Here is a 24,438-nt window from a genome sequence, read left to right as displayed (position 1 = left end):
TGTCATGTACACCACCGTCACGGGGCAGGAATGTCGGCCACCACATCCAGCCTCCCCCGTTTCAAGGTGACCGTCCTGCCATTGCTCAATGTGGCCGCGACTTTGTAAGCCCACTCCTTGCCTGTAGTGTTTCCGATGTCCGCAGCCGTCAGTTCTACTCGCACTTTTTGCCCAGCTCCTGTTGCCTGAACGACACTGCCTGCCTTGCTGATGCGGGCTGGTCCTTTCGCTGCACGTAACACAATGGATGCCCCTGTTAGATCAGGCCATGCTCCCTCTGGCTGAATGAAGTTCAAGGCCCTTGATTCGTCAGCGTGGTAATCATCTCCCTCTTCCAATTCAACCAGTCCCGTCGATGTGACAGGGCTCACCACAGTGACCACTCCCGCAGTGAAGTCAGACAATGAGGGGATGTCATCGAACAGGTCTGGAATCGTTGTTGCTGTATCTTCCAGGATCGCTGTCGTATCGATCTTGATCAGTGAGAGTTTTGTTCCACTCTCCTCCATCGCCGTGACCACTGCTTCCGGAGTGACTGAATCCAACGCGGTGATCTGTGCAGGAATGTCGGTCTCCACGGCTGTCGTGATGTCACCCAGTGCGGTGGTGAGATCACTGGTAGAGAGATCATTCAGTGCTGCAATCAATGCGGGAATATCCGTTCCTGTATCAGCCAGAATCAACGCCAACTGAGTGGAGTTACTGTCGATCTCAGTACGAACATCTTCCGCACTGATGTCGTTCAGGGCAGCAATGGCCGCTGGGATGTCTGTTCCTGTATCCGCGAGCACATCAACCAACGTTGTCGCCAGATCCGCTGTCGTGTTCGTCGTCGTCTCAATCAGAAGCTTTGTGTTCACCGCACTTGAATTGACAAACACCGCATTGACGACATTCCCGTTCATCTCTGCTGCTGTCAGCAAAACTTCCCACTCTCCGTTTCCCTTATGGGTTGCCGAGTTGGTAGAGGTCGCCTGAGAGCCATTGTCTTGGCGCACGTAAACTGTCGTCGTACCTGTCTCAACTGGCGAGCCATCGGTCTTACTGATCAGTTCTGCTGAGCAATAAAAGGCTGTGTTTTTCTTTGGCATTACGCACCTATCATTCTGTTAGCGTTAACAGCCCATGCGGGAATGAACGAAGGGGGAGCATCCTCAGTGAAGATCCGGAAGTAACCGTAATCGACTCGAGCCACCCCGTTACCCGCTATTGTCTTGGCGGAAATTAACGCCCCGAATCCGCTGTTGTTGATGTCGTCGATAGCCCAGGTCGTGCCCCACAGGTCAGCAGGCCCCCCGTAGATGTCGAATCGGTCAGCCCCATTTCGCCAAGGGGTCGTTGTCGCTTTGTCGTCACCGACCGGCGTCCCCGCTTTACAAAGTCGGATCGAATTGTCGATCATCGTGGCAATGTTCGTTTGCCGTTCGAGGACCAATTGAATCCCCAGAATCGTTTTTCCGGCCAGTGCGTAGCCCAACGTGGTTGCTTTCAAGTATTCGCTGAGTGTTGCCGTACCGAGTCCGGGAGCTGCTGCAAACAGGTCGTTGCTGGTGTAGATGTTGGTCGGTGAGTTCCACGCGATGGTTCCAACAGTGTTGTCTGATTCGCCTAACCCGAAAACCTTTTTCGTGTGTTCCCCGTAGGCGGTGTAGGTCAGGAGTGGTGCAACGACGTGATCTACAAAATAAGACTCCGAGTTGCTAATTGACCCCGGCTTAATCTCAAACGCAAAGTCAATAAATCCTTCGCTGGGCCATGAACCAGTGAAGGTGGCCATCGTGTAAGCATAGCCGCTGGCACTCGTGTTGATCGTCTGTGCCGAACTCCAAACACCGCCGATCCGAATCTTTACTTCGATGGGTTTGACAACATTCTCTGCATCGTCATCCCAGTAATGCCGAACATCAATATCGACCTGCGTTACGGTTCCTTCAGCCACTGGAGCAGACGTGCTCCACTGCTGGCCCTTGTTATCATCTAACCGGTTAGCAATGGCCGTGCCACCGCCAGAAGCTGTGATGTTGGTGTAATCGTAAACACTCCACAGCGTGTTGACATTCGAATTGATTGTCAGCGATTCAGTCGCCAATCGTCACTCCTTAAGGCTGAGCACTTCGTGAGCATCTTCAAACACCCGCTTGCTGATGGTGTAATGGCCAGGCTGGCCCGCTTCGTGATAATCAGCAAACGGCTTCAGGGCGACGCGAAGTTGCCCGTTTTCGATCTTCAGTTCTTCATTCCTCAAGGCCACGTTCCTGCAGACAGTGACCATCACCGCCAGCGGAATCGAAAGCACAATAAAGACCACAATTCCCATGATCAAATTCCCTCTCCAATCCAGTAATGAATCAAAATCGCGAACGTGAGCCAAAGCATCACGCCCACGACAAACAATCCCAGCGAAGACAAGATTTCTCGCAGCCCGCTCATCAACTCAGCCCTTATGTTTTTGCCGGAATCTTGGCCGCCGCCTTTTTCTCAGCGACCACGTTGACTCCCTTATTGCCGCCGACAATCAACAGCACTAAAGCAATCAACGCCTCCAGCCAGTGATCCCGGAACCAGACCCATAGGCTCACCGCTTCATCGATCTTCTGGGGGACTTCTTCCAGCACTTCCGGATCGACACCCACGGTCGACAACACTTTGGCGGTCGACAGCATTTCCCGCTGTTCCTCCTTGTGCTTCTGAACCTTCTGGGAAGCGGTTTCCAATGTCGATAAGTTTCCGCTCGCTTCTGCCCCAGCGAGTGAAGAACTATCCGTTTGCAGGGGAGGGGGGACCTTTTTTGATTCCATTAATTGTTCTTCAAGCGATTCATTATCCTCTTCAAGCCCCTCAATGCGGGTGTCTTGTTTCACTCGGAGTTTTTCCAGGTCATCGAGTTCGGATTCCACTCGCTTCAGTTCCCGCTTTGCTACTTCGAGATCCTGTCGATCCTCAAACGATTGTTCTCGATGTTCGTCCAGATTCGCTTTCAGGTCATCCCGCTCCCGTTCCGCGTCGCGCAAATCCTTTTGTGCCTCCATCAGTTCCCGTCGCAATCGATCAGCTTCGGTCGTATCAGGAATCACAGGTTGCGTCGTCGGTGGTGGGGGAGTCGGATTCGTGAGCCCCTGCCACTTCGAACCCCAACCTTCCACCGGGAGTGATGGCAATTGCACTTGTGGCTGGATCGGCTGCTGAGGCTGGCAATACCCATTCGGGCATTGAGCCTGTTCATCCACCGTCATGTTGTAAGACCGTACCAGGTGTTCCACGTCATCAGCCGATTCGTGATACCTCACCTTTCCCCGCTTGTCGGTCCACCACACCACCGGCGATTTCGCGGAAGCGACGTAACTCTGATCGGTATAGACCAGCTCAAAGAACTGGTTCAGGTTGCTGGAGGTGACCTTGGCATCAAAGGCAGGCGTATTGCCGTACACATAGAGCCGAGGGCGTTCAATGGCGGAAGTGGAGTCTTCTGTACGCTCCACGTTGTCGAGCACAGAGAATTGAGCCTGCCTGCGTACCTCAGCCAGTAGGTCATGCATCGCTTCCGGTCCTGTCACCAGGGAAACCCCCGGCTTCTGTCCCCGGAATCCCCAGACCGGCCCGACCAGCTTCGGCGGGGCTCCTTCCGATTCGACCGTCACTACCGGCCCACCCGAATGACCGTGCCAGCAACCTTCATCGAGCGTGATATCGTATCCGTTGTTTTCGATGGAACGAATCACCGTCTTCTGTAAAGCTGGAGCAGTCGTCCCCCCCGCAAAACTCCCCACCGTATACACCGTCTGTCCGACTCGTAATCCATCCTTCGGTTTGATCACTTCCACAAATTGAGGTAGCTCTGGAAGCTGCGAGGCATCCACCCAGCAAATCGCAATATCAGCCGTATGGTGATGCGCAACGCACACGCCATCGACAGGGGGACTCGCCTGCCCATCTTTGAAGAAGCGGAAAGAGACGACCTGTTTTTCGGTCACACAATGCCGACAGGTCTGTAACCAGATTCCGTTTTCCTTAGAAGCGGCAAACACAACACCACTGCAGCCACTTGGCTTGGTCATTCGAACCCACGGATCAGGCGGCCCCGCCTTAGCGTGAGCCACCGCCAACGCCAGAATCAGAATGACGCCCACCACACTGAAAACAATAAAACGACCGTTCCCGGCCAACTCTTTTGAATGCTCTGATGACCTCATTAGTCACCTCCTGAAAAGTTTTGAACGAGGACACCAACAACCGCCGTCGCCATCGCCGCGAAGAAGGCTCCCAGCATCCACCAAAGTTTTTGCATTTGACTTTTAAGATTCGACAAGTCCGATTTGATACCCGGGTATTGGTTGTCCCCATCCAGCCAGACTTCATGCTCGTCGATGCGTCTCTCGTGACGATCAATCGTGCCCTGAGCCACCGCATGTCGATTGGTTTCCCGTTCATCGAGCCGGCGTATCTCCCCTTCGGCAGTCGTAACCCGATCACCAATTTGCCGCATTCGTGCTTCAATATCGCTTTCAGCGGCCATCACACTTCCCAAACTCAACGAACGAAAAAAGCCCGCACCAATACGCGTTGTTCAGGAACGCGCACTGGCCGGGCTATAGATTGTGTTATTAACTGCAGACATGTTGTCTACCAATGCAAAAAACCAATGCGGATTTCCCCTAAGGGTCCTCTACATTGGTTTGTTACGCTTGCAACTTTACCGGATCAGATCTGATTGTCAATAACTATTTAGAAGATCAGATCCTGATTCGTCCGCATCTCATCGATTAACAAATACTAAAGAGTGACGACATGACTCGATTAATAGATCGTCGCTTGCATTTGGCGGAGTTAACTCTCATCTAGACGGAAAAGTCACTATCAATACCTTTTACCACACCCATATGGTTTAGATTTTCTGGTTGAATGGCTATGCTTATATATCCGCAAGTATTCGGATAACTCACAACTGCCGCTCCCCGTGTTTTGCTGACAATTGATTCACGTACATCTCTACGGACAGACTCAATGACGAATACTCCAGAGAAATCAGACCTCACAACGTTTAAATCGTCTAAGGGAAACGACTTGTTTTATCTCAACCAAGTGTTCCCAGATGCGCAGAGCGTCTTTCAGCACAGAGCGAAACATCTTACGGAGTTGAATGAAGATTGCCTTTTCGTTTTGGACGCCAACGTTTTATTGGACACACATCTGTTCGGAAAGAAATCGATAAATAAAATTAGGGAAATCTTCTCGAATTTAAAAAAAGAAAACCGGATTTTCATTCCAGCAATGGTCGCTCGTGAATATGCGCGACACCGGCAGGATAGATTGATAAAGGTATATGACCAAATATATAACGAAATCTCAGGTCTACCAGGGATCGATGACGTGAAGTCGGTTCCAAATTTAAATGTTCCCATGCTTGAGCACATGAAAGAGTATGCAGAATTACTGAAGAGCCGCGAAAAATGCAAAGAACTACGAAATAATTACTCTAAGGAAGTCGAGAATTTCAAGAGTATTTTGATCAAGATCAGAGATCAGTTAGTGAATTGGGACTGGAAAGATCAGGTAAGCGATCTGTTTGCAAATACCTTTGATAGAGAAAACATCATAGACTGTGAGGAACCGGGTAAGGCGATCCAAGCAGACTTGGACTGGAGAATACGTCACAGTATTCCGCCCGGCTTCAAAGATAAAGGAAAAATTGACGATGGTGTTGGTGATTTAATCATCTGGAAAACAATACTTCAAATAGGAGAAATAGAAAAAAAGAACATAGTATTTGTTTCTAATGATGTGAAATTGGACTGGACGATCAAAGCTCAAGATGCCAGCCTGGGTGCCCGAGAGGAGCTCACATATGAGTTCTACTCGCGATGCCACTGCCACTTTCAGATGGTGAATTACGAGTCGTTTTTGGAGATAAGAGGAGCCGAAGATGAAGTCATTGGACAGGCTAAGCATATAAATGATTCTAGACTCCATTCGCAGATCACTGAATTCAACATCGATGATCTTGCAACAGGCCTAGAACTATTGAGTTACTGCAAGAAGATTCAAAAACTGCCTAAAGATACCCAGCAGTTCATTGATGTCATGACGAGCAATCAATTCAGGCATGCAGTTCTCAAAATGAATGGCCTAATAAATCGCATACGCAATTCAGATGCTGGCGAGCTGATTGATGATGTTCGTTTAAGTGTAGCGCAAATCTCCTTACAAAAAATTCTGTTTAATATTAAAGAACTCAGTGCACAAGAGATAGAAGATATGGCTAATTCAGTAGCGTTTGAAAAGATAATGATAGCTGTTCAGCAGGATCTGTTTCGTTCGGAGGTAATTGTTCAGGAAATAAACCTCGTTCTAAGAAGAGTACTTACCAACAAAGAATAAAATGGCACGCGCATCGACCAAATCCTTTATCACGGAACTGGAAGTCCTTCCCACGGGGAAGCAGGCAAAGAAACTCCGTGCGCGGTTTGAGGCAGCTCGCCAGGTCTATAACGCCTGTCTCGGCGAATCTTTAAAACGCGCCGTGCCATTCCCAAGTGACGCCGCCGTTGCCATCGTCGTTATAGCCCCCGGCACCAGCATCCTCGGCCTCACGCCGCGCTTCTTCTCTTCCGGAAAAGTACCCAACCCAGAAGGCCCCAATCATCAACGCCATGACAATGGCCAGCATCCCCAGAAAGCAAAAGAGCCCCTTCATCAAGAACGGTGACTTCTCTTCATTCATGCTCATCCTCGCCAGTCTCTTACAGGATATTTCTAAAAATAGTTCTTGTACTACATAAAGGGGCGTGTGTTATAATAACTTCATGTCTCAGGATGTAACTATAAATTCACGGAAGGAATTGCCATGTCTGATTTCAAAGAGATCGAAAGTATCTCACCCCGCTGTGCAGTCGCTGTTTGTCTCAATTGTTTTAATCGAGAGATTAGCCCCCTGGCGTTCCACCAGGAACTGTCGGGCATAATTAACTCGAATTCTCGAGCTTTCCTTGAGCTTGTCTCGTCACCCGGAAACAGCAAACCGAATTTCTCCGAGATTCACAAAGAAGTTTTGTCACACAGGGAGAATCTGCCCCTTTCGCAACACGCGTTGATGTTCAGTTATTTTGCAGACGAATATTGCCAAGGTGCCAAGCGTTTTGCTGGAGTTCTTTTCAAATTCCCGTATGCAATTATCTCGACACCTCCGGGAGCAAAAGACCCAAGACAACCAGACGAATGTGGTTATAACCTTCTTTCTGCGGCGATTGGCCATTTGTCCGACTCTGTCAAAGAACATGGAGAAAGCGAACACGAAAGATTTATCAACGCCTTCAAACAGGATGTTAAGGAATACCAACAACTAAGGCCTGACTTTTCCATCAGCAACGACCCTCCGTTATCAGATCAGGAATTGGAGCTGTTAATCTGCGAACCTACTTTCATCTAATTATCAGCACATGTACCTAGAGAAGCCGAAAACTCAGGAACTCTGGGCTCGCCGAAAGGCGGGGCTTTTTGGTCACTTTTAGCTCCCAATAATTAAAACTGAAGAAATATCATGGCAGACGACTTTGTGACTTATCGCCTACGTTTACTTGATGAGAGAAAAGTATTAATCCCCCAGCGTGATGCATTTGAATTTGACGAAATGCTTAAAAAGGCAAGTGTCGAGAGTATTTATCATTCGAATTTTTTGACAGACAATGACGATTTCCCCTACGCGATGTTCGACATAAGTCCTGACGACAAGAGTGAAATGCTTATTCACGTGATGAAAATTATGATCAAAAACGGAATCGTTGATCTCGGCCCAGAATAAATGAAACTTATTTACCTGTGAAACGCTTGATGCTACTCACGGCAAGCTGCATCTTCTGTCGTGCAGAGACGTTACTTGTATGGATGCTGATTTCCGGCGGGTCGAAACTGGCTGTCGCGACTTCACGCTCTATCCACTTCAGCACGTCATACCCCGTTCCGTGCTTATCGTCACCGAGGTCATGATCGAGACTGATGTGAGTAACACGTCCTGATTTCAAAAGCGAAATCACGTCTTCCGGCCATCTTGCGGAGACCCACCCGTCCGGTGTTGGTCGTTCGTCATCCAGGTAGACTTTCACTTCTCACCGTCCTTTCCGTTGCTGGTTTACATCCAGCAGTTAATGCACCTACACCGAGACCATTTCCCAAGTCGCTGAACCCAACCACCACCCTTGCAAGATTTAGGTTTGGGCTGAGACTTCCTGACCGTCTTGATCGACTTTGTATTCATTTACGCTATCCATTCTGTTTAAGTACCACGCGACATCATAAGAAACATCGCGATCTGAAATTGTTACAGTCACATGCTTTTCTTTGTTTACCAGCTTCATCCCCAAGGCAATCAGCCAGCCAGCTAATCATTCTCTCATTATCCACCGTCCTTTCCGTTAATCGCTTCCCAGTTGATCGGTGCCCACCAATCGGGGTCATAGTGCCAGTAGTGGCGACTCTCCTCCATCCAGCACCCTTGAGTTCCTTCGTAACTCTGAATGTCGCTATCCCACCGCACAATGACGGCTTGTTCTGACCATGAGAATTTGGCCCATATTTGATTCCCGTCCTTCGGTGGCTCGCCCTCCTGCTTCGGCCCGACAAGACACCTGCACTTTTGATGGATCTCGATTTCTTCACCGTACATGTTGTAAGCTCTCCCCATAGTTACCTCCTGCATGTATGCGATAGTTATTCAACATCCGCAGACAAGTCGTCTGAATCTGGGACATAATCCTCAACGAACATTGAGATTTTTAAAAGTTGATTTTGAGAATGACTTATCTGCAATTCTGATCGAGCTAGATCTCACTTAAATAATAAGACCTTGACGTCCTTTTGTTGATCCTGTAAATTTCCGAGGTAAATACCTCTCTTTAAATAGACATTCGTCTCAATAGTTGGCTTCTCACAATCCACACTTCTTGGGATCTGACTTGCTGAGTTTGTAAAGGAAATCCATGGATGAATCGCCAATACTTTTAGATAAGACAGCCATCGAAATCTTGGACATGCTTGACCGCTGGAGTGACAAAATGCGTGGTCATCACAGTCAGAAACGAGAATATCCACGAGTCTCGTATCGAACTAGAATGACAGTTTTCTCGGCGGATTCAGAGAGTCGGGCAGGCGAAGCAGCAGAAAACACCAGCTTTACTGTCTGGTCACGTAATCTCTCACGCGGTGGCGTCGGTTTTCTCTACCACAATTACCTTGAGAACGGCAAATATCTCCTGTGCCTCGATCCCCTCCAAGAGGGACAGTTATGGTTCCTCGCTGAGATCGTCCGATCGCGCAAGGTTCACAACAACTTCTGGGAATACGGCGCCAAACTTCTCGAACGCGCCTCCATCTAATTGTAGCGATCATCGCATTGGTTGAGATTTGTCGGTACAACCAGGTGATACGAGATGTAGTGGTGGAGGCGAATATCTGGCTGAACACCAGAGCCACATCTCCTCCCAGGTACTCAGCCCACAACTTGCTCCTCCTTTTCTTGAGTGAATCGATGTTTGCCTGCAATAACTCACGGACAAGATTAGCTGATTGTGTCAGTTCTAATCGGCGGATCATTTCGTCGGTATCTTTGATCTGTTCAATCAGGTTGATCTTACCCATCTCCTTGCACATATACCGGCAGTTTATTTACCTGTTGGGAACACCATTGGCCCCAATGTTGGAAATTTTCGCTTCTGTTCTTGAATGGCGTTCCACACTTCCGAATACCGCGAACAATACTCTCTGGCCTTGGCAAAGTCTGCACGAACTGTTGATCGTTGGTAATTCGTTCGCTCAACACCATCTGTCGGGATGACGGTGATATAAACTGTGTCCCTACAGTTATACCCAACTTCTGTTCGGACCATGAGGAACACGATGCCGTCAGCTTTTGCTATGTAGGCCCGATCTGTAACTAACGAATACGGTTGCCAATCCATAATCTTCCCCTTTCTCGCCGGTAAATATCCGGCAGTTATAGTTATTCGTCGTCGTTCGTCGCGACCCATTCCACGTCGTATTCGACGCATTCGTCTTCGTTTCCCCACTTCCGCACGATCACGTCACATGCGAAGTAGGAGACCCCCCGACGTACCTTGGCTTTTCTGGCACGATAAAACAGACCCTTGATGTATTGAGCGTTGTCATACGGCCAGGTATCGTGATCCCCTTCCACGTAACCGTGGATGTCCAGGTCGATCATAAACCGCTCGATCCTGTCCTCAATGGTCGCGTTGCACACGCTCGTGACGATGCAGTACCGATGAAACGGCTTGCAGAAGTGCAGCGGTGCGTCGAATTCCCAGCCGCAACCGCTGTCGATAATCGCCTCAAAGCGGACTGGCTCCCCTTTTGGAAAGTCAGATTTGACGAGGCCATTTCGCGTCATTCGTTTTATGGTCATGTAAAAGAAGTCCCTGTTATTCACTGGTCATCATTCTTCTGGCCCGCCTCAGTGCATCCTCGATAGACCTGTCCCCATTACACATGAACGAGGGCGCCAAGTTGTTGACAGGCTTGTCAGGATAGAGAATCCTGAAAGATTGCTCGACGACTTCACTGACTGATAAGATCATCCCAACTGATGTTTGAATCAAGGAGTCCTGAGCATCAGATGAATCCCGTATGTTTTTCGAGAACTGGCAGTCGTGATCATTCCCGTCAAGCAAAGTACGGATACCACACTCCGGGCAAACTACATTTTTGAAATACTGCATCTCATCCCTTCCATGTTGAATACATGCACTTTATTCGTCGTTGACACTATTCTGCAGCGCAACTGAATGGGCGAACCAACAAAAGACAATCAACAGCAAGTTCACCTGCCCCCAGTGATCGACATTGTGAGGTAGAAGAATTCTCCCACCCCTGTAAACTGAAGGGCATGAGTCGATGTCAAGCCCGCAGGCATTACCGGGGACTGTGATATGTTCCGGTCCCCATTCGCCCCATCTAATAGTAATGCCGTGATGACAACTTGCCTCATCAGACGGGATCGTGCCCGACGAGACAAACCTATGACTCAGTCGGCGCCTATTAGGGTCGTACCTATGCAGCAGCCCGCATTTCGACGCCCATTCGTCACCGTAATTTTTCAGTACGTGATCGACTTGTGGCTGGCCGATTCCGCTTGATTTAACCGCATCCCGGAATTCAGGAGACAGATGGATCGTAAACCCGTGCCCACCCATCCCGCCGGATGGACATAAAGAATCAATCAAGTACATCAGCAATTTCCCTCCTTCGTTGAATAAGTTACCGGTATCTGTCGCTGGTCTTCAGATACCGAGCTGTGAGATAATGTCTAAAACATCTTCCGTGACCATCCACGGCTCATCGTCTCCGATTTTGTAGACTCGGCTATCCCCATCGTCGTCAACGTCAACGTACGCAACCACTTCAGAGTTAATGATCAGCGGATCGCCGCAGCTTTCCGTTAGTTTGATAAAAGTAGCCATAACTCACCTCACTTGTTTGAATGTTTAATTGTTGGAAACGTTGCCAGGAAGATTACTCACCTTTATTTATTCATCCGTCGGAGCGTCGTTCAGATTGATCCGCTCCCGGCAACCAATCAGGAATTCGATCAAAGAATCGAGGTCACGGCCAGACACCTCCGTAATCTTCTCGCGTTCATTGAAACTTTTTCGGCGACTTGCGTAGACCATGTACCCGCCTTCGGGCAGTTCAAAATCGAGTCCATCTTTCAGCCAGCCTCTGTATTCACTTCTCACTTTTCGTTCTCCTCCCGTTGTTAAGTACCTACCGTTTATTCATCACCCGCGAACAAGTCGGTAACCGCAATAAGCGATAAACGCCACGAACATAACTGATAGGCCGAATGCGAACGGCCCCCAGAGCGGAGCAGTCACCCACCACCATGACCAGTCAATCACGTCGCACAGCTTGAGCGTGACAAACACCACACCCAGCAAACCAAATACTCCGATTCCGCCAGAGGCGCTACTTGTGTTTCCAGACATCCTTCATTCCTCCGTTAGTGGCAACGTTGCCAGTTGTATAAAAGTCCCCCGAAATACAATTCACTCAGATCGAATTGCACCCGGAAGATAAACATCATTTACTCGTCGTCATCATCATCACCATTAATCAACTTCTGGAGATCGTCCGCTGACGGGACTTCCCAGTTGGTGATCTTGCCGGTGTCGATATCAATGTCCAGAATCAGGTAGTCGCCGTAGTGCTCGCCAGGAAAAAAGTCCGGCACGTATCCATCTTCGCGGTCGAAGATTTCCTTGCCGTCCTGATCCTCAATGGAGAACCCCATTTCGTCGCGAACTTTGAGGTGAACCTTCAGTGTTTTCGCTTCCACTGAGACTGGTTTTTTGATGTTCAGTTGAACCATTGGTTTCTCCGTTTCCGTTGTTGAATAAGTGTTAGATACGTTCCGACCGAGTTAGTTCTTAACCTCGATCACCTTGAAAGACACGGCCCACACGTATGGATTGCTTGCCCATCCGAAGCCGCACTCATGATTGCACCTCTTTCTTGATCCGGGGTGGGCTAGTCAAGGTTACGGTGTACTCAATCTCCACTGCGAATTCATGGCCGCACTCGTGGCATTGTTCGTCGCCGATGTTTTCAAAGCACTCAGGCTCAACGTGCCTCTTTTCGCCGCAATGCGGACAACGGACACAGTCTTCGCTTTCGTACTCATCCGAGCAGCTAGTGCATTGCCCTTCACTTTGCCATCGCTTAAGACCCCGTGAGCATGTTTCACAGTAAGCCATCTCTCTATCCTTCCTATTCGTTCGGTAAATAAATCCGGGCCTCTCACCCGGTCGAGCCATCCACAGTGGCCTCTGACTGGCCTCGCACCAGCACGTAGGTTTTAAGAGCGGGAAACCACTAACCGTAGGTGCAGTTCACATTGTTCCATCCTCCCAATATGAGGTAGTTAAATACTGCCTTTGCAGGGGGCTACTTGGTCCGATCCTCTTCTGCCTCACACAGCGAGAAACGTCCGGTTCATAAGTGCGGTCCCCGTTACACTCTCTTTCAGGTTGAGTTTTAGGACATAACCAGGTCTTTGCTTCGTTGTTTAATAAGCACCACTAATCCACAAACGGAGCAAGCTTCCTGACCAGGTCAGGCAGTTCATCCAGGTTCAATGTCACTAGCCAAGGCTTGTGATTCTTGGTGTGACAGACGATAGGAGTGTCGCCACTCCTGGCGTCTCGCTCAGCTTGCTTCATGGCCTCGAAAATATTGAGAGCCTCAACGTGCTTGCACTCGATATGGACACCTTCAATCCCCACTACATCAGCATCACCACTGGCTCCGCAAAACTGTTGACCACGTCGGCAGTCAGTTCCAAAAATGACGTTTAGTTCGTTCTTCAGTGCGAGTTCTGCACGCTTGCCCTTGGCTCTGCTGTTGATTGACATCAGTACGCTTTCCCGCCTTCTTTGCGGCGTTTTTCGAGTTTGTGATCTGCCCGTTGCTGGTTGTAAATCAGCTTCTCAATGACTGCCCCTGGAAGATCCAGGTTCAGCCCACCAGCAATATCCATAATGCGAATCAACGCATCGGCCAGCTCGACCTCGATCATGGAACGATGGGGAAGGTGATCGTCCATCAGGTTTTTGCGATGACCCTCCATCCCTTCACTGATCTCGCTGTGTACCAGGCAAAGCAATTCACCTACGTTGCGTTCTTTGCGTTTTCCTGTTTCCAGATCAATCCACCAGTTCGCGTGAATTTCATGGATCGTTTTCACGAGTTCATCCATCGTCATGTTTCGGTTGACTTCAATCACTTATGTTTTCTCCTGTTGAGGTCGCGGGTTTCCGGCGATCTGGTTTTCGAGTTGGTAAATTTCCTTGACGATTTTGTCGATCCGCTCGTCACACGCCCGCTCAACCCAGAACGTTCGAACAAAAGCCCCGACGGCGATCACCGATATGAAAATCAAATAAAAACTGAGATGCATCTTTTGGCCTTCCGGTTGTTGGTGGGGTTGGTGGCAACGTTGCCAGGAGATTGATTTCACGACCGAGGATCAGCGTGAAGCGGCGGCTTGATTCTTGGAAAGCTCGAACAACGCAGTGAGTTGATTGAAGCGTCTGATGTCGGGTGTCATGTACTTGATCAGATCGTGTCGATGGCTCTTGGAAAGCAAGTCATTGCGGGTCTCTTCGGACATGGAGTCCAACTGTTTCCCGAATTGCTCTTCCAGCCTCTCACGTTGCGCCTGATGCTTTTGTTTTTTCTCCGCTTCCTCTCGGTCGGCTTGGGCCTTCGAAGCTTCCTGTGCTCGTTGCTGGGCGGCGTAGCGATGCTCTGTGAATGCGGTCGGCTTTTTCGATTGGGGCCAGCCATGTTCGAGGGGAGATTTCCCGGGAGTGTTAATCATCCGCGAGTACAGCAGGTTGGGGGCGAACTTGTGCAGTTGGGCGTAGCCGATCACGGCAATGGCCTGGGCGGGCGTGTAAGATTCCCGTGCCTGTTTCACCAGCGGGTTAACCGCCTGAACCCCAAAATCAATAAGCTGCTGCTGCACCTGCTCCCAGGTTGGGGGCGGATATTCGTCCGGCTGTCGAGAGCTCCTTTGAGGTGCAGCAGCAGGTTTTTTATTCTTCTCTTCTTTATTCTTATCTATTCTATTCTCCTCTATTCTGTTCTTCATTTCTTCCGCGATGTTTCCGCGTTCGTCTGGAATGTTTTCGGAATCATTCTGGACCGACTTCGGATTCTTCTTGGAGGCGGGCGATTTCTGACCCTTCCGTTTGTTGTCTTTGGCGCGTCGTTTCGCGGTCTCGCCATTGTGTTCTTCCCAGCTCGGGAGGCTGACAATACCCTTGTTTTCACAGAGCCAACCCGCTTCCATCATGGCTTTAGCAAAACCTTCCAGGCGGACATGACGGTCAATGAACTTGACGGAAATCTTTTCGCAGCTGCCGTCCTCGGTATGCGTGTCGAACCAGGACCACAGACGAATCAGTTTGCCGACGATCATGTCTTCATCACTGTCGAGTTGATCCGCCATCATCAGTACTTCGGGCGTCGTCGCTAAGTCGCAGTTCACTTTGATCCAGTTACCAGCCATCAGAAACACCACTCCTTTTCTTACTCTGTTCTGTAAATCTTCCGAGCCATTGCGGAACGAACGTGGAAACAATTGGGAATCAAGACAGGCCGAGAAAATCCGCCTTCGTGAGAAACAACGCCTTGGCTGTCTTGGGCGGGAGCGGGATGATGGAGTCGACACCCAGCCGCTCGACTTGCTCCATGCCTGGTGGACGGGCTCCGAAAAAGTCTTCGTATTCCGCCACCAGCACGCGGTCATCCCACTCCCGCACTTCCTCCGACATGATCTCTTCATAAGGGACGTCAAATCGCTCAGCGATCACCTGGAGCATTCTCGTTTCCATTTCGATAAGCTCTGGGAAATGACGCTTGAGCGGCCGGACCATATCCGTCAAGTAAGCCTCAGCGGCATCATGCAATAAAGCTGCTTGAGGGAACTTCGAATTCATGGAGACAATGACGCTGTGTTGAGCCACCGAATAGAACTCGGGACTATGCCCATTGAACCGACATTTCATGGCCAGTGAGTGAGCGACGTCCTCCAGACGAATGTCTTCGGGCTGCATGTGAAACAGGTCCACTAAATGACCTGATCGCGTGATAATGTGGCATCGATCGACAGCAGTGACCATCATCAGGTTTCCTTGATAGGGAAGTGTGATTTACCAATGAGGTGAGAACCTCTTTAAGAAACGCATGGATCTGATGTGGTGAGAATTCCAGGCAACACGCCCGGCTCTTTCGGCTCACCGTTAAGAAAAGCTGCGTACTCTTCCGCGTTGACCTGTTTAGGGGCGGGCTGAGGAAACAGTTTTTTTAGGGTGTCCATCAGGGCGTAATTCGACTTCATGAGGTTCTGATTGGACTTGATCAGCTCACGCATCATCTCGTCACTGGCCGTCTCTCCGGGCTTCTGCTGACCGAAGGCGTGAATCTCGACGCCTGATTCCTGCACCGCCGCGAGAATCGATTTCGCGTTATTTACGCTGATCTCTCGATCCATCTTTTCCGTGAGGAATTCAGACAGGTCGCGATAGTTTTTCATCTCCTCAATGGCGGGGATGTTCTGTGCAACGTGATTGCCCGCTTTGAGCAGATCACCATGGGTGAGAATGTTTTTCGATGCCATCGTCAATAACTCCTGAACAGTTAATGTTTGTAAAAAAATGGCCGTCCCTGGCCGGGTAGCGAAATCCTTTTGGTTTAGATGTCCTCGCCTTCGAGCAGGGATTCCCCGATTTCGATCAGAACGTAGCCAGACGCTTTGCGGACCTCATCGGTTTCGGGTTCAATAACCCCACGTACAGAGGCCAGCAGCTCATTCCGGATATTCAATAGCTTGCGATCTCCCTCTTCGGGATCCGGTTCTTTGCTGTTGTTGGTTTTGGCTTTCGTCTTCGAAGAGACCGGGCGGGTTTCCGCTTCCGGGTCTGCATGCTCCCGAGGCGTATTCTTGACAATCGATTTGGGTTCGGGGGGAATCTCTTCGGGTGGCAACGTTGCCGGGTCCAGCTTCTTTTTGATCTTGTCCACGAATGTGTGAGAGACCCCAGTAAGTAAGGCAATCTCACGGCTGGAAGTTTCCCGGTAGTCGTCATGAGTGAGCACGTGGTACACCGCGTTGCGTTTATCTGCATTGGTTCGACGGACACCATGTTCCTGATTGACCAACGCGGCCAGCAGCATGGCATCCCGCAAGGAACCATCAGCAACGAGCATGTCGACCTGGCTCATCTTGGCCTCTTTCGCCGCCCAGTACCGATGAAACCCATCCACCAGAAAATAGGTGGAGCCATCGAACAGACATACAATGGCCGGAAACTTGATCCCCCGTTTCATCGCGGCGGCGTAGTCAGCAATCGCTTCCTGATTGAGCGATTCACGCATCTGCGTCCCCGCGTCAGTCGTGATGTCGCTTAAAGGGATTATTGCCTGTGAGAATTTGTAGGCGTCTATCGGACTCACGTTGCCTCTCCTTCTTGATCCTGGATTGCCTGGTAAACTTCTTCGCGATGAATAGTGACGTCCTTCGGGGCAGAGATTCCCAGGCGGACTTTGTCGCCACGAATATCGACCACCATTAAGGTGATGTTGTCACCGATTCGAATGACCTCATCCTTTTTGCGTGACAGAACTAACATGCTGATTCCTTTCAGTAAGGTGATTTAAAAACCCGGCCGGCCAGAGGACCCATGGAGAAGGGTGTAACAAACACGACCGACCGGGCTGGTCAAAATGGCTTGAGCTTTTCAGCGATGTCGGCGATGCAGTTTCTGAACGTGTCGCCGAAAGCAATAACGGCAGGCTCATTCGGGTTCATCCGACTTAACGAGGCGATGAATCCCTTCCGTCCGTTGGAGATGTGGACGGCAAACCCTTTATCCAGGGCTTCAAGTATTGGGGATTTGTTTTCAGGCAGATCGACGTTGACCTTGATTCCGCGAGCTTCGCCTGGGAAGCGTGTAATGAGCCCTTTCTTCTCCAGTGCATTCAGATGACAGGCCACGCCATTAGGGGATCCGATACCGAACCGTTTACCGATCTCCCGGAACGAAGGACTGCTTTGCTTCTCAGCCTTGTAGTCGACGATGAAATCGAAAATCTCTTTTTGTCTTGGTGTTAGTGATTCAATACTCATGCTCGTTTTGCTCCTGAACAGCGCGCACGGAGGGCGCAGAAGGTAGTGGTTGTTTTTCAAATCAGCGAAATCAAACACCCGGGAGGCCTGCTCGGTAACCTCCCGGGTGCGCCGTCAAGGAGACCGCCCCTCGCTCGCATCCTGCGAATGGGCTCCGGCGTCCTTCACCGACATGGTGTCAAGGTTGCCGCGCGAGGGGGAATAGCTTCTGAGTTTTCTCAAGTAGCGATTGAATAACGGTGTCGGAATTAATTCCACCCAACTGATTCCTTCGCGGACTCGTGTTTTCCACCAGGACAGTTTTCCCGGTGATTTAAGGATGATTTCTTTTAGCTCTTTGAGTTCAGGCGGCTCTTCGCCTTCCGGAAAATGATCCTCGAATTGATCGACCTGAAAGAGCAAATGCTCAAAGTATTTAGTGCTTCCGCTATCCATTCGATATCGGCAGGTGTACTTGATGATTTGTTCCGTCATGTTTTTGCTCGATGAAATGCTTTGGAGCCTGGCCAGCGGCCTGGGTCTTCGTAGGTAGGTAAACCGCCAGCCAGGCGTCGATATGTTTTAGACTTCAATAGAACGTAAGTATTCGCGAATTGAGCGGCGACAGATGACCGTTCTGCGAGATCCATCCTTCCCCATTCGAAGCTGTTCTTCATCGACTCGACGACGAACTGTGTGAAGACTGGCCCCAATTATCTTTGCGGCCTCTTTGATTGGAACCACACCTTCACAGCCAAACTCATAGCCATGTATTTCCTCAGGTGTTTTCATACTTGTTGTGCTCATTGTTAACTCCTCGTTTGATTAACGATGAGCAATTTATACACACAATTTCAGATCAGAAAAGAGCACGACGGAGGGTTCGATTCACGCCAGAATGGTCGTTATTCTCAATGCGGTTGAAACCGGGTTGAGTGCGGTTGAAACAGGGTTGAATGCGGTTGAAAAACTTTCCGCTTTTTTAATTTTGTTTCTGGTCACAGCACGTCGCACGTTCTTGAACCGTCTTTTTCTGTCGAGGCGCAACGGAAGCGCAACGGAAACTGTCAATGTGGCGCGACCTGACTAAGCAAGTCGGAGGCTGACGAGTAGACTCTACGCCTATAGCGTTCTATTTGCCCCGGTATGATTCAACGTGAGCAAACACTCGAAACCTAACTTTTAATCCGTAGGTCCAGGGTTCAAGTCCCTGCGCCTCCACTATGGCACCAAACGACTTACGACGTTTGGTGCTTTTTTATTACCCGTTTGTCAGACTTATTTGTCAGAGTTTGCAACCTGCGGATACAATAGAAGACTCCCCGATCAGTTAGAGCTGACCGGGGAGTTCGAAAGCCTCTCGGCTTCCAGCTGTACGTTTTTGTTTCCTTTAGCTGGGAGGTTTTTTAATGCCCCGTCAACCTAAGCCCTTCTTCCGCAAGGACCGCCAGACTTGGTACGTCCAGATTCGCGGAAAACAATACCGTCTCGCTCAGGACGAAACGCTCGCGTTCCAGAAGTATCACGAGCTGATGGCCCAATTTCCGCGAGTCGAAGTCGACTGCCACTCGGTTGCGTTCATTTGTGACCAGTTTCTGGAGTGGACTCTCCACAATCGCTCCGAGGCCACGTTTGTCTATTACCGGGAACGATTGCAGGCCTTTTTGTCCATGCACCCCGATCTGCTGGTGCATCAGCTCAAACCTTTTCACGTGCAGCGGTGGGTTGACTCCAACCCAACCTGGTCCGACGGACATCGGCGTGGACTGATAACCACCATTAAACGGGCGTTCAACTGGGCACTCAAATCTGGTCATATTGATCAAAATCCGATCATGCATCTGGAGAAACCACCGGGAGGCCGCCGCGAGCGTATCCTGAAGGATGAGGAGTACGCTCACATTCTGTCTCTGGTAAAAGATCAGGAGTTTCGCGACCTACTGACGCTCGCTTGGGAGACGGGAGCACGACCGCAGGAGTTACTACGGGTCGAAGCTCGCCACATTGATTTGCAGAATCGACGCTGGGTCTTCCCTCGCGAAGAAGCGAAAGGGAAAAAGCAAGTTCGTGTTATCTACTTGAATGAAGTTGCCTGGGAAATCAGCGAGCGTTATCGACTTCTGCATCCGGAAGGGAATCTGTTGCGAAACACAGAGAGTAATCCCTGGAAGCCGACAGCGGTGAACTGCCGCTTCAACAGGATCCAGAAGAAAACAGGAGAGAAGCTCTGTCTCTACAACTTCCGACACTCTTTCGCCACACGGATGCTTGAAAAAGGTGTCGATGGAATCACAGTGGCACAGTTAATGGGCCATCGGGACACTACGATGTTAGGCAAGGTCTATCAGCACCTTTCTCAGAACCCGACATTTTTGAGACAGCAGTTGCAAAACGCTTCGTGATCTTTTCAGAACTTCAGGTGCTTTAAAACAGGCCGTGCCGTACTGCGGCGCGGCTTGCTTTGTTCAGGCATGCTCTCGACCGTGCCGTGACGACAGCTTTCGAGATAGGTCTCCAGGTCTTCTTCGGTAAACCGAATTGTTGTTCTCTTCTCGCCGATTCGTCGATGGGGAATCGTGCCTGTGTTTACCATGTTGTAAACACAGGCCGGACTCAGGCTCAATTTTTCGGCAGCTTCTTGTACCGTATATAGCATTGTTTCTCCCACATTGGAAAAAGATAGATTGATAGTTCGGAAGTGAAATGGAGGAAGGCTTCTTTACAAAATCCAGTAGACATTCTTCATCAATAGTCGATTTTATATCAGTCTCGAAATCTTGTGTGACGTGAAGACAAGCTTTAAGTAACGCTATGCTTATTCAAACTCAAAGTTTCCGAAATAACACATAAAACAAAGGATGTTGATCGAGAGGAAATTTTCAAATAAAATTTGGCTCTAATCAATTTTTAGAGATTTAAAACAATCAATGTTGGTCATCCTACTCGATCAACGGATCACTTCTTGAACTGTTCGACAACAGTCTGCTTGCGACCACTTGGTCTCGTTTAGACTCCCAACTTCAATCTTGTGTTATGATGAAGTAATTCAAGATTGGATTGATAATTATGAATAAACAAAACGACGAAGATCACTTCATCACACCTCCGCAGTTGGCCCGTCTCTGGGGCGTTAAGCCGGAAAAGATCATCCGTTGGATTCGCTCCGGCGAATTAAAAGCGATGGACTTTTCTTCAAATCCACAATCAGGTCGTCCTCGATTTCGTATCCGCATGAGTGATGCGGAGGAGTTCGAGATGAATCGAACCGTCTCGACGGGACCGCTTGGTCGTCCTCCTTTAAGGAGGACCGATGAGGCTTACCATTTAATGATGAGCCTCCCCCGGTTTAATGATTTACCGCCACCATCTCAGTGAGAATTTGCAAACGTTTGCAAATTCATTATCTGAAATTACGTGAATGGTAGTTATCTGTTTCTAATAGCTAAAAAAAGGCCCTTCCGAAACGTTCGGGAGGGCCTTGGAGGATTACCGCCTTCGTCGGCCACACGGACATCGAGGGCGATGTTGCGGGCGTTTAGAGGACGTAGTTGAGGAACTGTGAATCTCCTGGATGATCCCGTAAGCGACATAAGCACCTACACAAAGTATGATCAAATCAAGCAACTGAAGACGTCTCCTTTATCAAGCCCATTCAGGATTCAGAATCCTGCTTGAGCGGTACAGTGTGAGTGGTATCTGGCGACTTGCCTGTGTTCTGTCCCAGTCAACAACGAATGGTTCCCGATCGTTGTCCTCAGGTAACTCTGGAACAAGCAGCGTAAAACCACGGTTAGAAATCGTGCGTTGGGATTCACCCGTATGTCGAGCGATCTCATGAATCAGTTCAGTCTGTGTCATGGGTTTATTCCATTGTAAAAAGAGAGTTAGATTGTTTTCTCAGCGCATAAAAAGACCGGCCTCGAGTTCGAAGCCGGTTTGTGTGCTGAGTTTGATAAAGCGTGAATTCAGATTCGGATCACAGCGGGCAGCCAGAACGTTTCCAGCCAGCGATGTTCCGCATTCAGAGCGTCGGCCCGATTGAGAAAGGGACCAAGCTCTGGTCCCTGTACTGGAGCCAAGTCGGCCACCCAGTGCGCGTCCTCATTCGGTTCCACATGGGAGCCCCGTTTGATCTCTGTCTGGCCAAGAGAAGAAAGATCGATGTCGTCCTGATACAGCGTGTGAATGGTGCCGTCCGGTTGCACTTTAAGTTGCATCACTCGTCACCTCCTCCCGGGAGTGAGAGCGGACAATCTGACGCCGGGGTCGGAGTTCGAGCTGATCGCTCAAGACTTCTCCCACTTGTTCCAACTGACCACGGACCGTTTCCCGCACCGTGCGATCGCTTCGGAGGTGATGAGCTGAGAGCCCGGACGTCACTTCCTGTACTTCATCAATCAACTCTTCCAGCTGGGCATTCGAACGAATGTTGAGCTGGCGAAATCGCTGCAGGAATTCAGTCAGGTTGGTGAGGGCCGAGTCGCGGAAGACTTTAGGTCTCCCATCGGTCTCTCCCGACAATCGCTCCGAGAGATGCGTCACCAGTTGCTGGAACTCCTGGAGAAAGGATTCTTCCGCCAGTTCCAGCGCTTCTTCGAACCGGGCTTCGATACGGCGGCATTCTTCCTCGTAAACTTCCGGATTCAGCCGCTGCAGGTAGTTCGGTGGTTCGACGTTGGGGTACTCGACCTCTATGCGGAACAGGTTCTCCAGCCGATTGGGGTAGTCTTCTTCGTTGAAGAGTTCTCCCAGCCGCTGTCGCGCGATCATTTTGAGTTCTCCGAACTCTCGTTCAAGTTGCTCTACGGCTGTCTGCAGCTCCTCCTGGAGTTGCTGCACCTCCGATTCGAAGACTTCAATTCGGTCACGACGAATGAGTCGTATACCGGGATCGGGGTAGGGAACGGTCATTCCCTTCCAGAGAGAGACGATCCGGGTCCGGATGGAACTCACCTGACGATAAGCGGGGTGCCGCGTATCAATCAGCTTCTTACGGGCCGAGAGATACTCCCGGCTGGCGCCGAACGTCGCCGCCGCTTCCGCCTGCTGGGATGCCGGGAGCGTCTTGCTCGTGCCCAGCCAGTGAACGGATAACCGGACCGCCCCCATTTGGGTCCGCAGTTCGTCCGAGTTGGTAATGGAATGAGGGGTGATTGAGGATACACTGATCATGTAATTCCTTTCGTAGTGGCAAAAGAAAACCCGCCAGCGGTACTCTCTGATACAGAGAGACCGATCGCGGGTCGTGTGAAATTAATTGAGAATAAGTCAGAAGGGCATACGCAGATTAGTTGAGAGCGGGATCCCCCTCAGGCCGGGCACGTCGTCGTTGTGAAGCAGACCTCTGCTGGTAGAGCCCTGGTAGTTCGGCCGACAGACAGCGGCCACTGGCCCACTGCTGTAACTGCGTCACTTTTTCCCGGGCCGTATGGGCGACTGGAACGACATGTTCTGCCGCCTCAGTCACTGAGACCCCCAGTAAAGCGGCCAACCGGCAGGCGGACTTGATCTCCGCTCCTGTCCACTCCTGATCATCTGGAAGAGTCTGGGAGACGTCCAGCTGGTACCGTTCCAGATACTGGGACCAAATCTGCTCCCGCTGGGATTGAACCGGTAGATCGAGAAAGAACAGACCATCGAAACGCTCACTCCGACTGAACTCCGGCGGTAACCGGGAGATGTCATTGCACGTCGCAATCACATACACGTCGGACTGATGGTCGTTGAGCCAGGTCAGGAAGTAACCAAACAATCGCGTGGAGACACCACTGTCACCGACCTGGCCTGATTGAACTCCGCTGAGCCCTTTTTCGATTTCGTCAATGAACAGAATGCAGGGGGCCATCGCTTCGGCAATGGAGAGCGCCTGTCGGATGTTCTTTTCAGATTCCCCCACGAGGCTGCCCATCAACCGACCAATGTCGAGTTGCAGCGTCGGACGTCCGGTTTCATTGCCCAGGGCTTTGGCAAACTGGCTTTTGCCTGTGCCGGGAACTCCCAGAAGGAGCACTCCTTTTGGTTTCGCCAGAGAATTAGCCGATCGAGTCCGCAAGGTACGCTCGCAGAACGCCTTCAACGTGTTGAGTCCTCCCAGGTCAGCGAACCGTTCCTGACCCCGATGAAGTTCCAGTAACCCGTTCTGTTTGAGCTGACTCGTCTTGAGTTCCCACAGCGACGCCGGGGAAAGTTTCCCTTCCCGGACGAGAGACAACGCAAACGCCGCTTCCGCTTCCTGACGAGTCAGGCCACTGGCGGCATCGAGCAGTTGCTCCCGTTCATCTCCTTCAGGTAACTCTCCCGGTTGACTCCCGATCTCAGTCGCGATCTCCAGCAGCTTCTCCCGGGTGGGCAACTCGTGCTGCAGGATCAGGAACTGTTTCCGGAGCTCCACCGGGATATCAACCACCGGAGCGACGATCAGCACGAAGTTCCGCTGGTGTTTGCCCGTCGTCAGCTGATGACTCAACTTCTGAAGCAGTTCGGGGGATCCCAGGAACCGATGAAAGTTCCGCAGGATCAACAGTTTGGTCCCGGTGTGGGACGCATGTGTTCCGAACAGATCCAGGGCAGCTAGAGGATCGGCCGCTTCGCTTCCGTCACTCGCTTCAAAGCCATTGGCAATATCCCAGACAGACAATGTCCAGTCGGCTGTCTGAGACAGTTGCCGCACTTCCTGAATCGCTTCGTCCGGTTCGTCTGTCTCAATCCAGATGCCGGTAAAACAGGCATCGATGTACTCTCGCAGGTGAATGAGTGTCATGAAC

The 24,438-nt window shown here is 50.4% G+C and carries 36 protein-coding genes and 1 pseudogene; 7 read left to right on the top strand and 30 right to left on the bottom strand.

What is annotated here, in order from left to right; all coding sequences use genetic code 11:
* Window positions 1-17: 17 nt before the first annotated feature.
* From Pla110_RS21330 to Pla110_RS21310, 5 genes are all read right to left on the bottom strand, one after another.
* Window positions 18-1,091: a hypothetical protein gene (locus tag Pla110_RS21330; protein ID WP_144999049.1), complete on the bottom strand. Its 1,074-nt coding sequence runs from the start codon at window positions 1,089-1,091 to the stop codon at window positions 18-20.
* Window positions 1,091-2,089, bottom strand: a complete 999-nt coding sequence (locus Pla110_RS21325; RefSeq protein WP_144999047.1) for a hypothetical protein — start codon at window positions 2,087-2,089, stop codon at window positions 1,091-1,093. The genes Pla110_RS21330 and Pla110_RS21325 overlap by 1 nt, the downstream gene beginning before the upstream one ends.
* A 3-nt stretch (window positions 2,090-2,092) precedes the next feature.
* Window positions 2,093-2,317, bottom strand: coding sequence for a hypothetical protein (locus Pla110_RS21320; protein ID WP_144999045.1), 225 nt, complete (start codon window positions 2,315-2,317; stop codon window positions 2,093-2,095).
* Between the two features lie 124 nt (window positions 2,318-2,441).
* The gene (locus tag Pla110_RS21315; protein ID WP_144999043.1) at window positions 2,442-4,190 is read right to left on the bottom strand and encodes a S1 family peptidase; all 1,749 of its coding nucleotides are present in this window, start codon (window positions 4,188-4,190) and stop codon (window positions 2,442-2,444) included.
* Window positions 4,190-4,513, bottom strand: coding sequence for a hypothetical protein (locus Pla110_RS21310; RefSeq protein ID WP_144999041.1), 324 nt, complete (start codon window positions 4,511-4,513; stop codon window positions 4,190-4,192). The genes Pla110_RS21315 and Pla110_RS21310 overlap by 1 nt, the downstream gene beginning before the upstream one ends.
* 488 nt (window positions 4,514-5,001) lie before the next feature.
* Here Pla110_RS21310 and Pla110_RS21305 point away from each other — a divergent pair, with 488 nt between their 5' ends.
* Both Pla110_RS21305 and Pla110_RS23230 read left to right on the top strand, forming a co-directional pair.
* Window positions 5,002-6,375, top strand: a complete 1,374-nt coding sequence (locus tag Pla110_RS21305; RefSeq protein WP_144999039.1) for a PIN domain-containing protein — start codon at window positions 5,002-5,004, stop codon at window positions 6,373-6,375.
* A gap of 1 nt (window position 6,376) precedes the next feature.
* Window positions 6,377-6,490: pseudogene (locus Pla110_RS23230) on the top strand (helix-turn-helix domain-containing protein); the annotation flags it as partial.
* Between the two features lie 15 nt (window positions 6,491-6,505).
* Here Pla110_RS23230 and Pla110_RS22945 read toward each other — a convergent pair.
* Window positions 6,506-6,724, bottom strand: a complete 219-nt coding sequence (locus Pla110_RS22945; RefSeq protein WP_231742734.1) for a hypothetical protein — start codon at window positions 6,722-6,724, stop codon at window positions 6,506-6,508.
* A gap of 363 nt (window positions 6,725-7,087) precedes the next feature.
* On the opposite strand from Pla110_RS22945, the gene Pla110_RS21295 reads away from it, so the two are divergent.
* Window positions 7,088-7,423, top strand: a complete 336-nt coding sequence (locus Pla110_RS21295) for a hypothetical protein (RefSeq protein ID WP_144999035.1) — start codon at window positions 7,088-7,090, stop codon at window positions 7,421-7,423.
* 111 nt (window positions 7,424-7,534) lie between these two features.
* The gene (locus tag Pla110_RS21290) at window positions 7,535-7,795 is read left to right on the top strand and encodes a hypothetical protein (protein ID WP_144999033.1); all 261 of its coding nucleotides are present in this window, start codon (window positions 7,535-7,537) and stop codon (window positions 7,793-7,795) included.
* Between the two features lie 7 nt (window positions 7,796-7,802).
* On the opposite strand, the gene Pla110_RS21285 is transcribed toward Pla110_RS21290, so the two are convergent.
* Together Pla110_RS21285 and Pla110_RS21280 are read right to left on the bottom strand one after the other, a co-directional pair.
* A complete protein-coding gene (locus tag Pla110_RS21285; protein WP_144999031.1) occupies window positions 7,803-8,096 on the bottom strand; it encodes a cyclic-phosphate processing receiver domain-containing protein in 294 nt (97 codons plus the stop codon).
* Between the two features lie 290 nt (window positions 8,097-8,386).
* The gene (locus Pla110_RS21280) at window positions 8,387-8,674 is read right to left on the bottom strand and encodes a hypothetical protein (RefSeq protein WP_144999029.1); all 288 of its coding nucleotides are present in this window, start codon (window positions 8,672-8,674) and stop codon (window positions 8,387-8,389) included.
* 295 nt (window positions 8,675-8,969) lie between these two features.
* Between Pla110_RS21280 and Pla110_RS21275 the strand changes: the two genes are divergently transcribed.
* Window positions 8,970-9,365, top strand: a complete 396-nt coding sequence (locus Pla110_RS21275; protein ID WP_144999027.1) for a PilZ domain-containing protein — start codon at window positions 8,970-8,972, stop codon at window positions 9,363-9,365.
* Between the two features lie 623 nt (window positions 9,366-9,988).
* Here the strand turns inward: Pla110_RS21275 and Pla110_RS21270 are convergent.
* The 17 genes from Pla110_RS21270 to Pla110_RS21195 form a co-directional block, all read right to left on the bottom strand.
* The gene (locus Pla110_RS21270) at window positions 9,989-10,411 is read right to left on the bottom strand and encodes a hypothetical protein (protein WP_144999025.1); all 423 of its coding nucleotides are present in this window, start codon (window positions 10,409-10,411) and stop codon (window positions 9,989-9,991) included.
* 874 nt (window positions 10,412-11,285) lie between these two features.
* Window positions 11,286-11,465, bottom strand: a complete 180-nt coding sequence (locus Pla110_RS21265; protein ID WP_144999023.1) for a hypothetical protein — start codon at window positions 11,463-11,465, stop codon at window positions 11,286-11,288.
* Window positions 11,466-11,531: 66 nt separating this feature from the next.
* Complete coding sequence (locus Pla110_RS21260) at window positions 11,532-11,741, bottom strand: hypothetical protein (protein WP_144999021.1); 210 nt, start codon at window positions 11,739-11,741, stop codon at window positions 11,532-11,534.
* Between the two features lie 42 nt (window positions 11,742-11,783).
* A complete protein-coding gene (locus Pla110_RS21255; protein WP_144999019.1) occupies window positions 11,784-11,990 on the bottom strand; it encodes a hypothetical protein in 207 nt (68 codons plus the stop codon).
* A 98-nt stretch (window positions 11,991-12,088) separates the two neighbouring features.
* Window positions 12,089-12,373, bottom strand: a complete 285-nt coding sequence (locus Pla110_RS21250; RefSeq protein WP_144999017.1) for a hypothetical protein — start codon at window positions 12,371-12,373, stop codon at window positions 12,089-12,091.
* A 168-nt stretch (window positions 12,374-12,541) separates the two neighbouring features.
* On the bottom strand, window positions 12,542-12,748 hold the full coding sequence (locus Pla110_RS21245; RefSeq protein ID WP_144999015.1) for a hypothetical protein: 207 nt from the start codon (window positions 12,746-12,748) through the stop codon (window positions 12,542-12,544).
* A gap of 334 nt (window positions 12,749-13,082) precedes the next feature.
* Window positions 13,083-13,415, bottom strand: a complete 333-nt coding sequence (locus Pla110_RS21240) for a putative PDDEXK endonuclease (protein WP_144999013.1) — start codon at window positions 13,413-13,415, stop codon at window positions 13,083-13,085.
* Window positions 13,415-13,759 (bottom strand): nucleoside triphosphate pyrophosphohydrolase family protein, encoded by a 345-nt coding sequence (locus Pla110_RS21235; protein WP_144999807.1) that lies wholly within the window; start codon window positions 13,757-13,759, stop codon window positions 13,415-13,417. The genes Pla110_RS21240 and Pla110_RS21235 overlap by 1 nt, the downstream gene beginning before the upstream one ends.
* A 27-nt stretch (window positions 13,760-13,786) precedes the next feature.
* On the bottom strand, window positions 13,787-14,020 hold the full coding sequence (locus tag Pla110_RS22785) for a hypothetical protein (protein ID WP_231742731.1): 234 nt from the start codon (window positions 14,018-14,020) through the stop codon (window positions 13,787-13,789).
* A gap of 9 nt (window positions 14,021-14,029) precedes the next feature.
* Window positions 14,030-15,076, bottom strand: a complete 1,047-nt coding sequence (locus tag Pla110_RS21230; RefSeq protein WP_144999011.1) for a hypothetical protein — start codon at window positions 15,074-15,076, stop codon at window positions 14,030-14,032.
* Window positions 15,077-15,155: 79 nt separating this feature from the next.
* The gene (locus tag Pla110_RS21225; protein WP_144999009.1) at window positions 15,156-15,692 is read right to left on the bottom strand and encodes an HD domain-containing protein; all 537 of its coding nucleotides are present in this window, start codon (window positions 15,690-15,692) and stop codon (window positions 15,156-15,158) included.
* Window positions 15,693-15,742: 50 nt separating this feature from the next.
* Window positions 15,743-16,186 carry a hypothetical protein gene (locus Pla110_RS21220; protein WP_144999007.1) on the bottom strand — a complete coding sequence of 148 codons (444 nt, stop codon included), beginning with the start codon at window positions 16,184-16,186 and terminating at the stop codon, window positions 15,743-15,745.
* A 74-nt stretch (window positions 16,187-16,260) separates the two neighbouring features.
* Window positions 16,261-17,022, bottom strand: coding sequence for a ParB/RepB/Spo0J family partition protein (locus tag Pla110_RS21215; protein ID WP_144999005.1), 762 nt, complete (start codon window positions 17,020-17,022; stop codon window positions 16,261-16,263).
* On the bottom strand, window positions 17,019-17,198 hold the full coding sequence (csrA, locus tag Pla110_RS21210) for a carbon storage regulator CsrA (RefSeq protein WP_144999003.1): 180 nt from the start codon (window positions 17,196-17,198) through the stop codon (window positions 17,019-17,021). The genes Pla110_RS21215 and csrA overlap by 4 nt, the downstream gene beginning before the upstream one ends.
* Before the next feature lie 89 nt (window positions 17,199-17,287).
* Entirely contained in the window at window positions 17,288-17,695 is a 408-nt protein-coding gene (locus Pla110_RS21205; protein ID WP_144999001.1) for a LexA family protein, read from the bottom strand.
* A 114-nt stretch (window positions 17,696-17,809) separates the two neighbouring features.
* Window positions 17,810-18,169, bottom strand: a complete 360-nt coding sequence (locus Pla110_RS21200; protein WP_144998999.1) for a hypothetical protein — start codon at window positions 18,167-18,169, stop codon at window positions 17,810-17,812.
* Between the two features lie 87 nt (window positions 18,170-18,256).
* Entirely contained in the window at window positions 18,257-18,481 is a 225-nt protein-coding gene (locus Pla110_RS21195; protein WP_144998997.1) for a helix-turn-helix domain-containing protein, read from the bottom strand.
* A gap of 602 nt (window positions 18,482-19,083) precedes the next feature.
* On the opposite strand from Pla110_RS21195, the gene Pla110_RS21190 reads away from it, so the two are divergent.
* Window positions 19,084-20,076, top strand: a complete 993-nt coding sequence (locus Pla110_RS21190; RefSeq protein WP_144998995.1) for a tyrosine-type recombinase/integrase — start codon at window positions 19,084-19,086, stop codon at window positions 20,074-20,076.
* 5 nt (window positions 20,077-20,081) lie between these two features.
* Here Pla110_RS21190 and Pla110_RS21185 read toward each other — a convergent pair whose 3' ends face one another.
* Window positions 20,082-20,330, bottom strand: coding sequence for a helix-turn-helix domain-containing protein (locus Pla110_RS21185; protein ID WP_144998993.1), 249 nt, complete (start codon window positions 20,328-20,330; stop codon window positions 20,082-20,084).
* Window positions 20,331-20,740: 410 nt separating this feature from the next.
* On the opposite strand from Pla110_RS21185, the gene Pla110_RS21180 reads away from it, so the two are divergent.
* Complete coding sequence (locus Pla110_RS21180; RefSeq protein ID WP_144998991.1) at window positions 20,741-21,049, top strand: helix-turn-helix domain-containing protein; 309 nt, start codon at window positions 20,741-20,743, stop codon at window positions 21,047-21,049.
* 267 nt (window positions 21,050-21,316) lie between these two features.
* On the opposite strand, the gene Pla110_RS21175 is transcribed toward Pla110_RS21180, so the two are convergent.
* The 4 genes from Pla110_RS21175 to Pla110_RS21160 form a co-directional block, all read right to left on the bottom strand.
* Window positions 21,317-21,532, bottom strand: coding sequence for a hypothetical protein (locus Pla110_RS21175; protein ID WP_144998989.1), 216 nt, complete (start codon window positions 21,530-21,532; stop codon window positions 21,317-21,319).
* A gap of 107 nt (window positions 21,533-21,639) precedes the next feature.
* A complete protein-coding gene (locus Pla110_RS21170) occupies window positions 21,640-21,891 on the bottom strand; it encodes a hypothetical protein (protein WP_144999805.1) in 252 nt (83 codons plus the stop codon).
* Window positions 21,881-22,846 (bottom strand): hypothetical protein, encoded by a 966-nt coding sequence (locus Pla110_RS21165; protein ID WP_144998987.1) that lies wholly within the window; start codon window positions 22,844-22,846, stop codon window positions 21,881-21,883. Before Pla110_RS21165 ends, Pla110_RS21170 begins: the two co-directional genes overlap by 11 nt.
* Before the next feature lie 115 nt (window positions 22,847-22,961).
* Window positions 22,962-24,434 carry an AAA family ATPase gene (locus Pla110_RS21160; protein ID WP_144998985.1) on the bottom strand — a complete coding sequence of 491 codons (1,473 nt, stop codon included), beginning with the start codon at window positions 24,432-24,434 and terminating at the stop codon, window positions 22,962-22,964.
* Window positions 24,435-24,438: the final 4 nt, after the last annotated feature.

Origin of the sequence: Polystyrenella longa (genome assembly GCF_007750395.1) — a bacterium.
Classification (GTDB): Bacteria; Planctomycetota; Planctomycetia; order Planctomycetales; family Planctomycetaceae; genus Polystyrenella; species Polystyrenella longa.
This window is presented reverse-complemented; position numbering and strand designations above follow the sequence as displayed.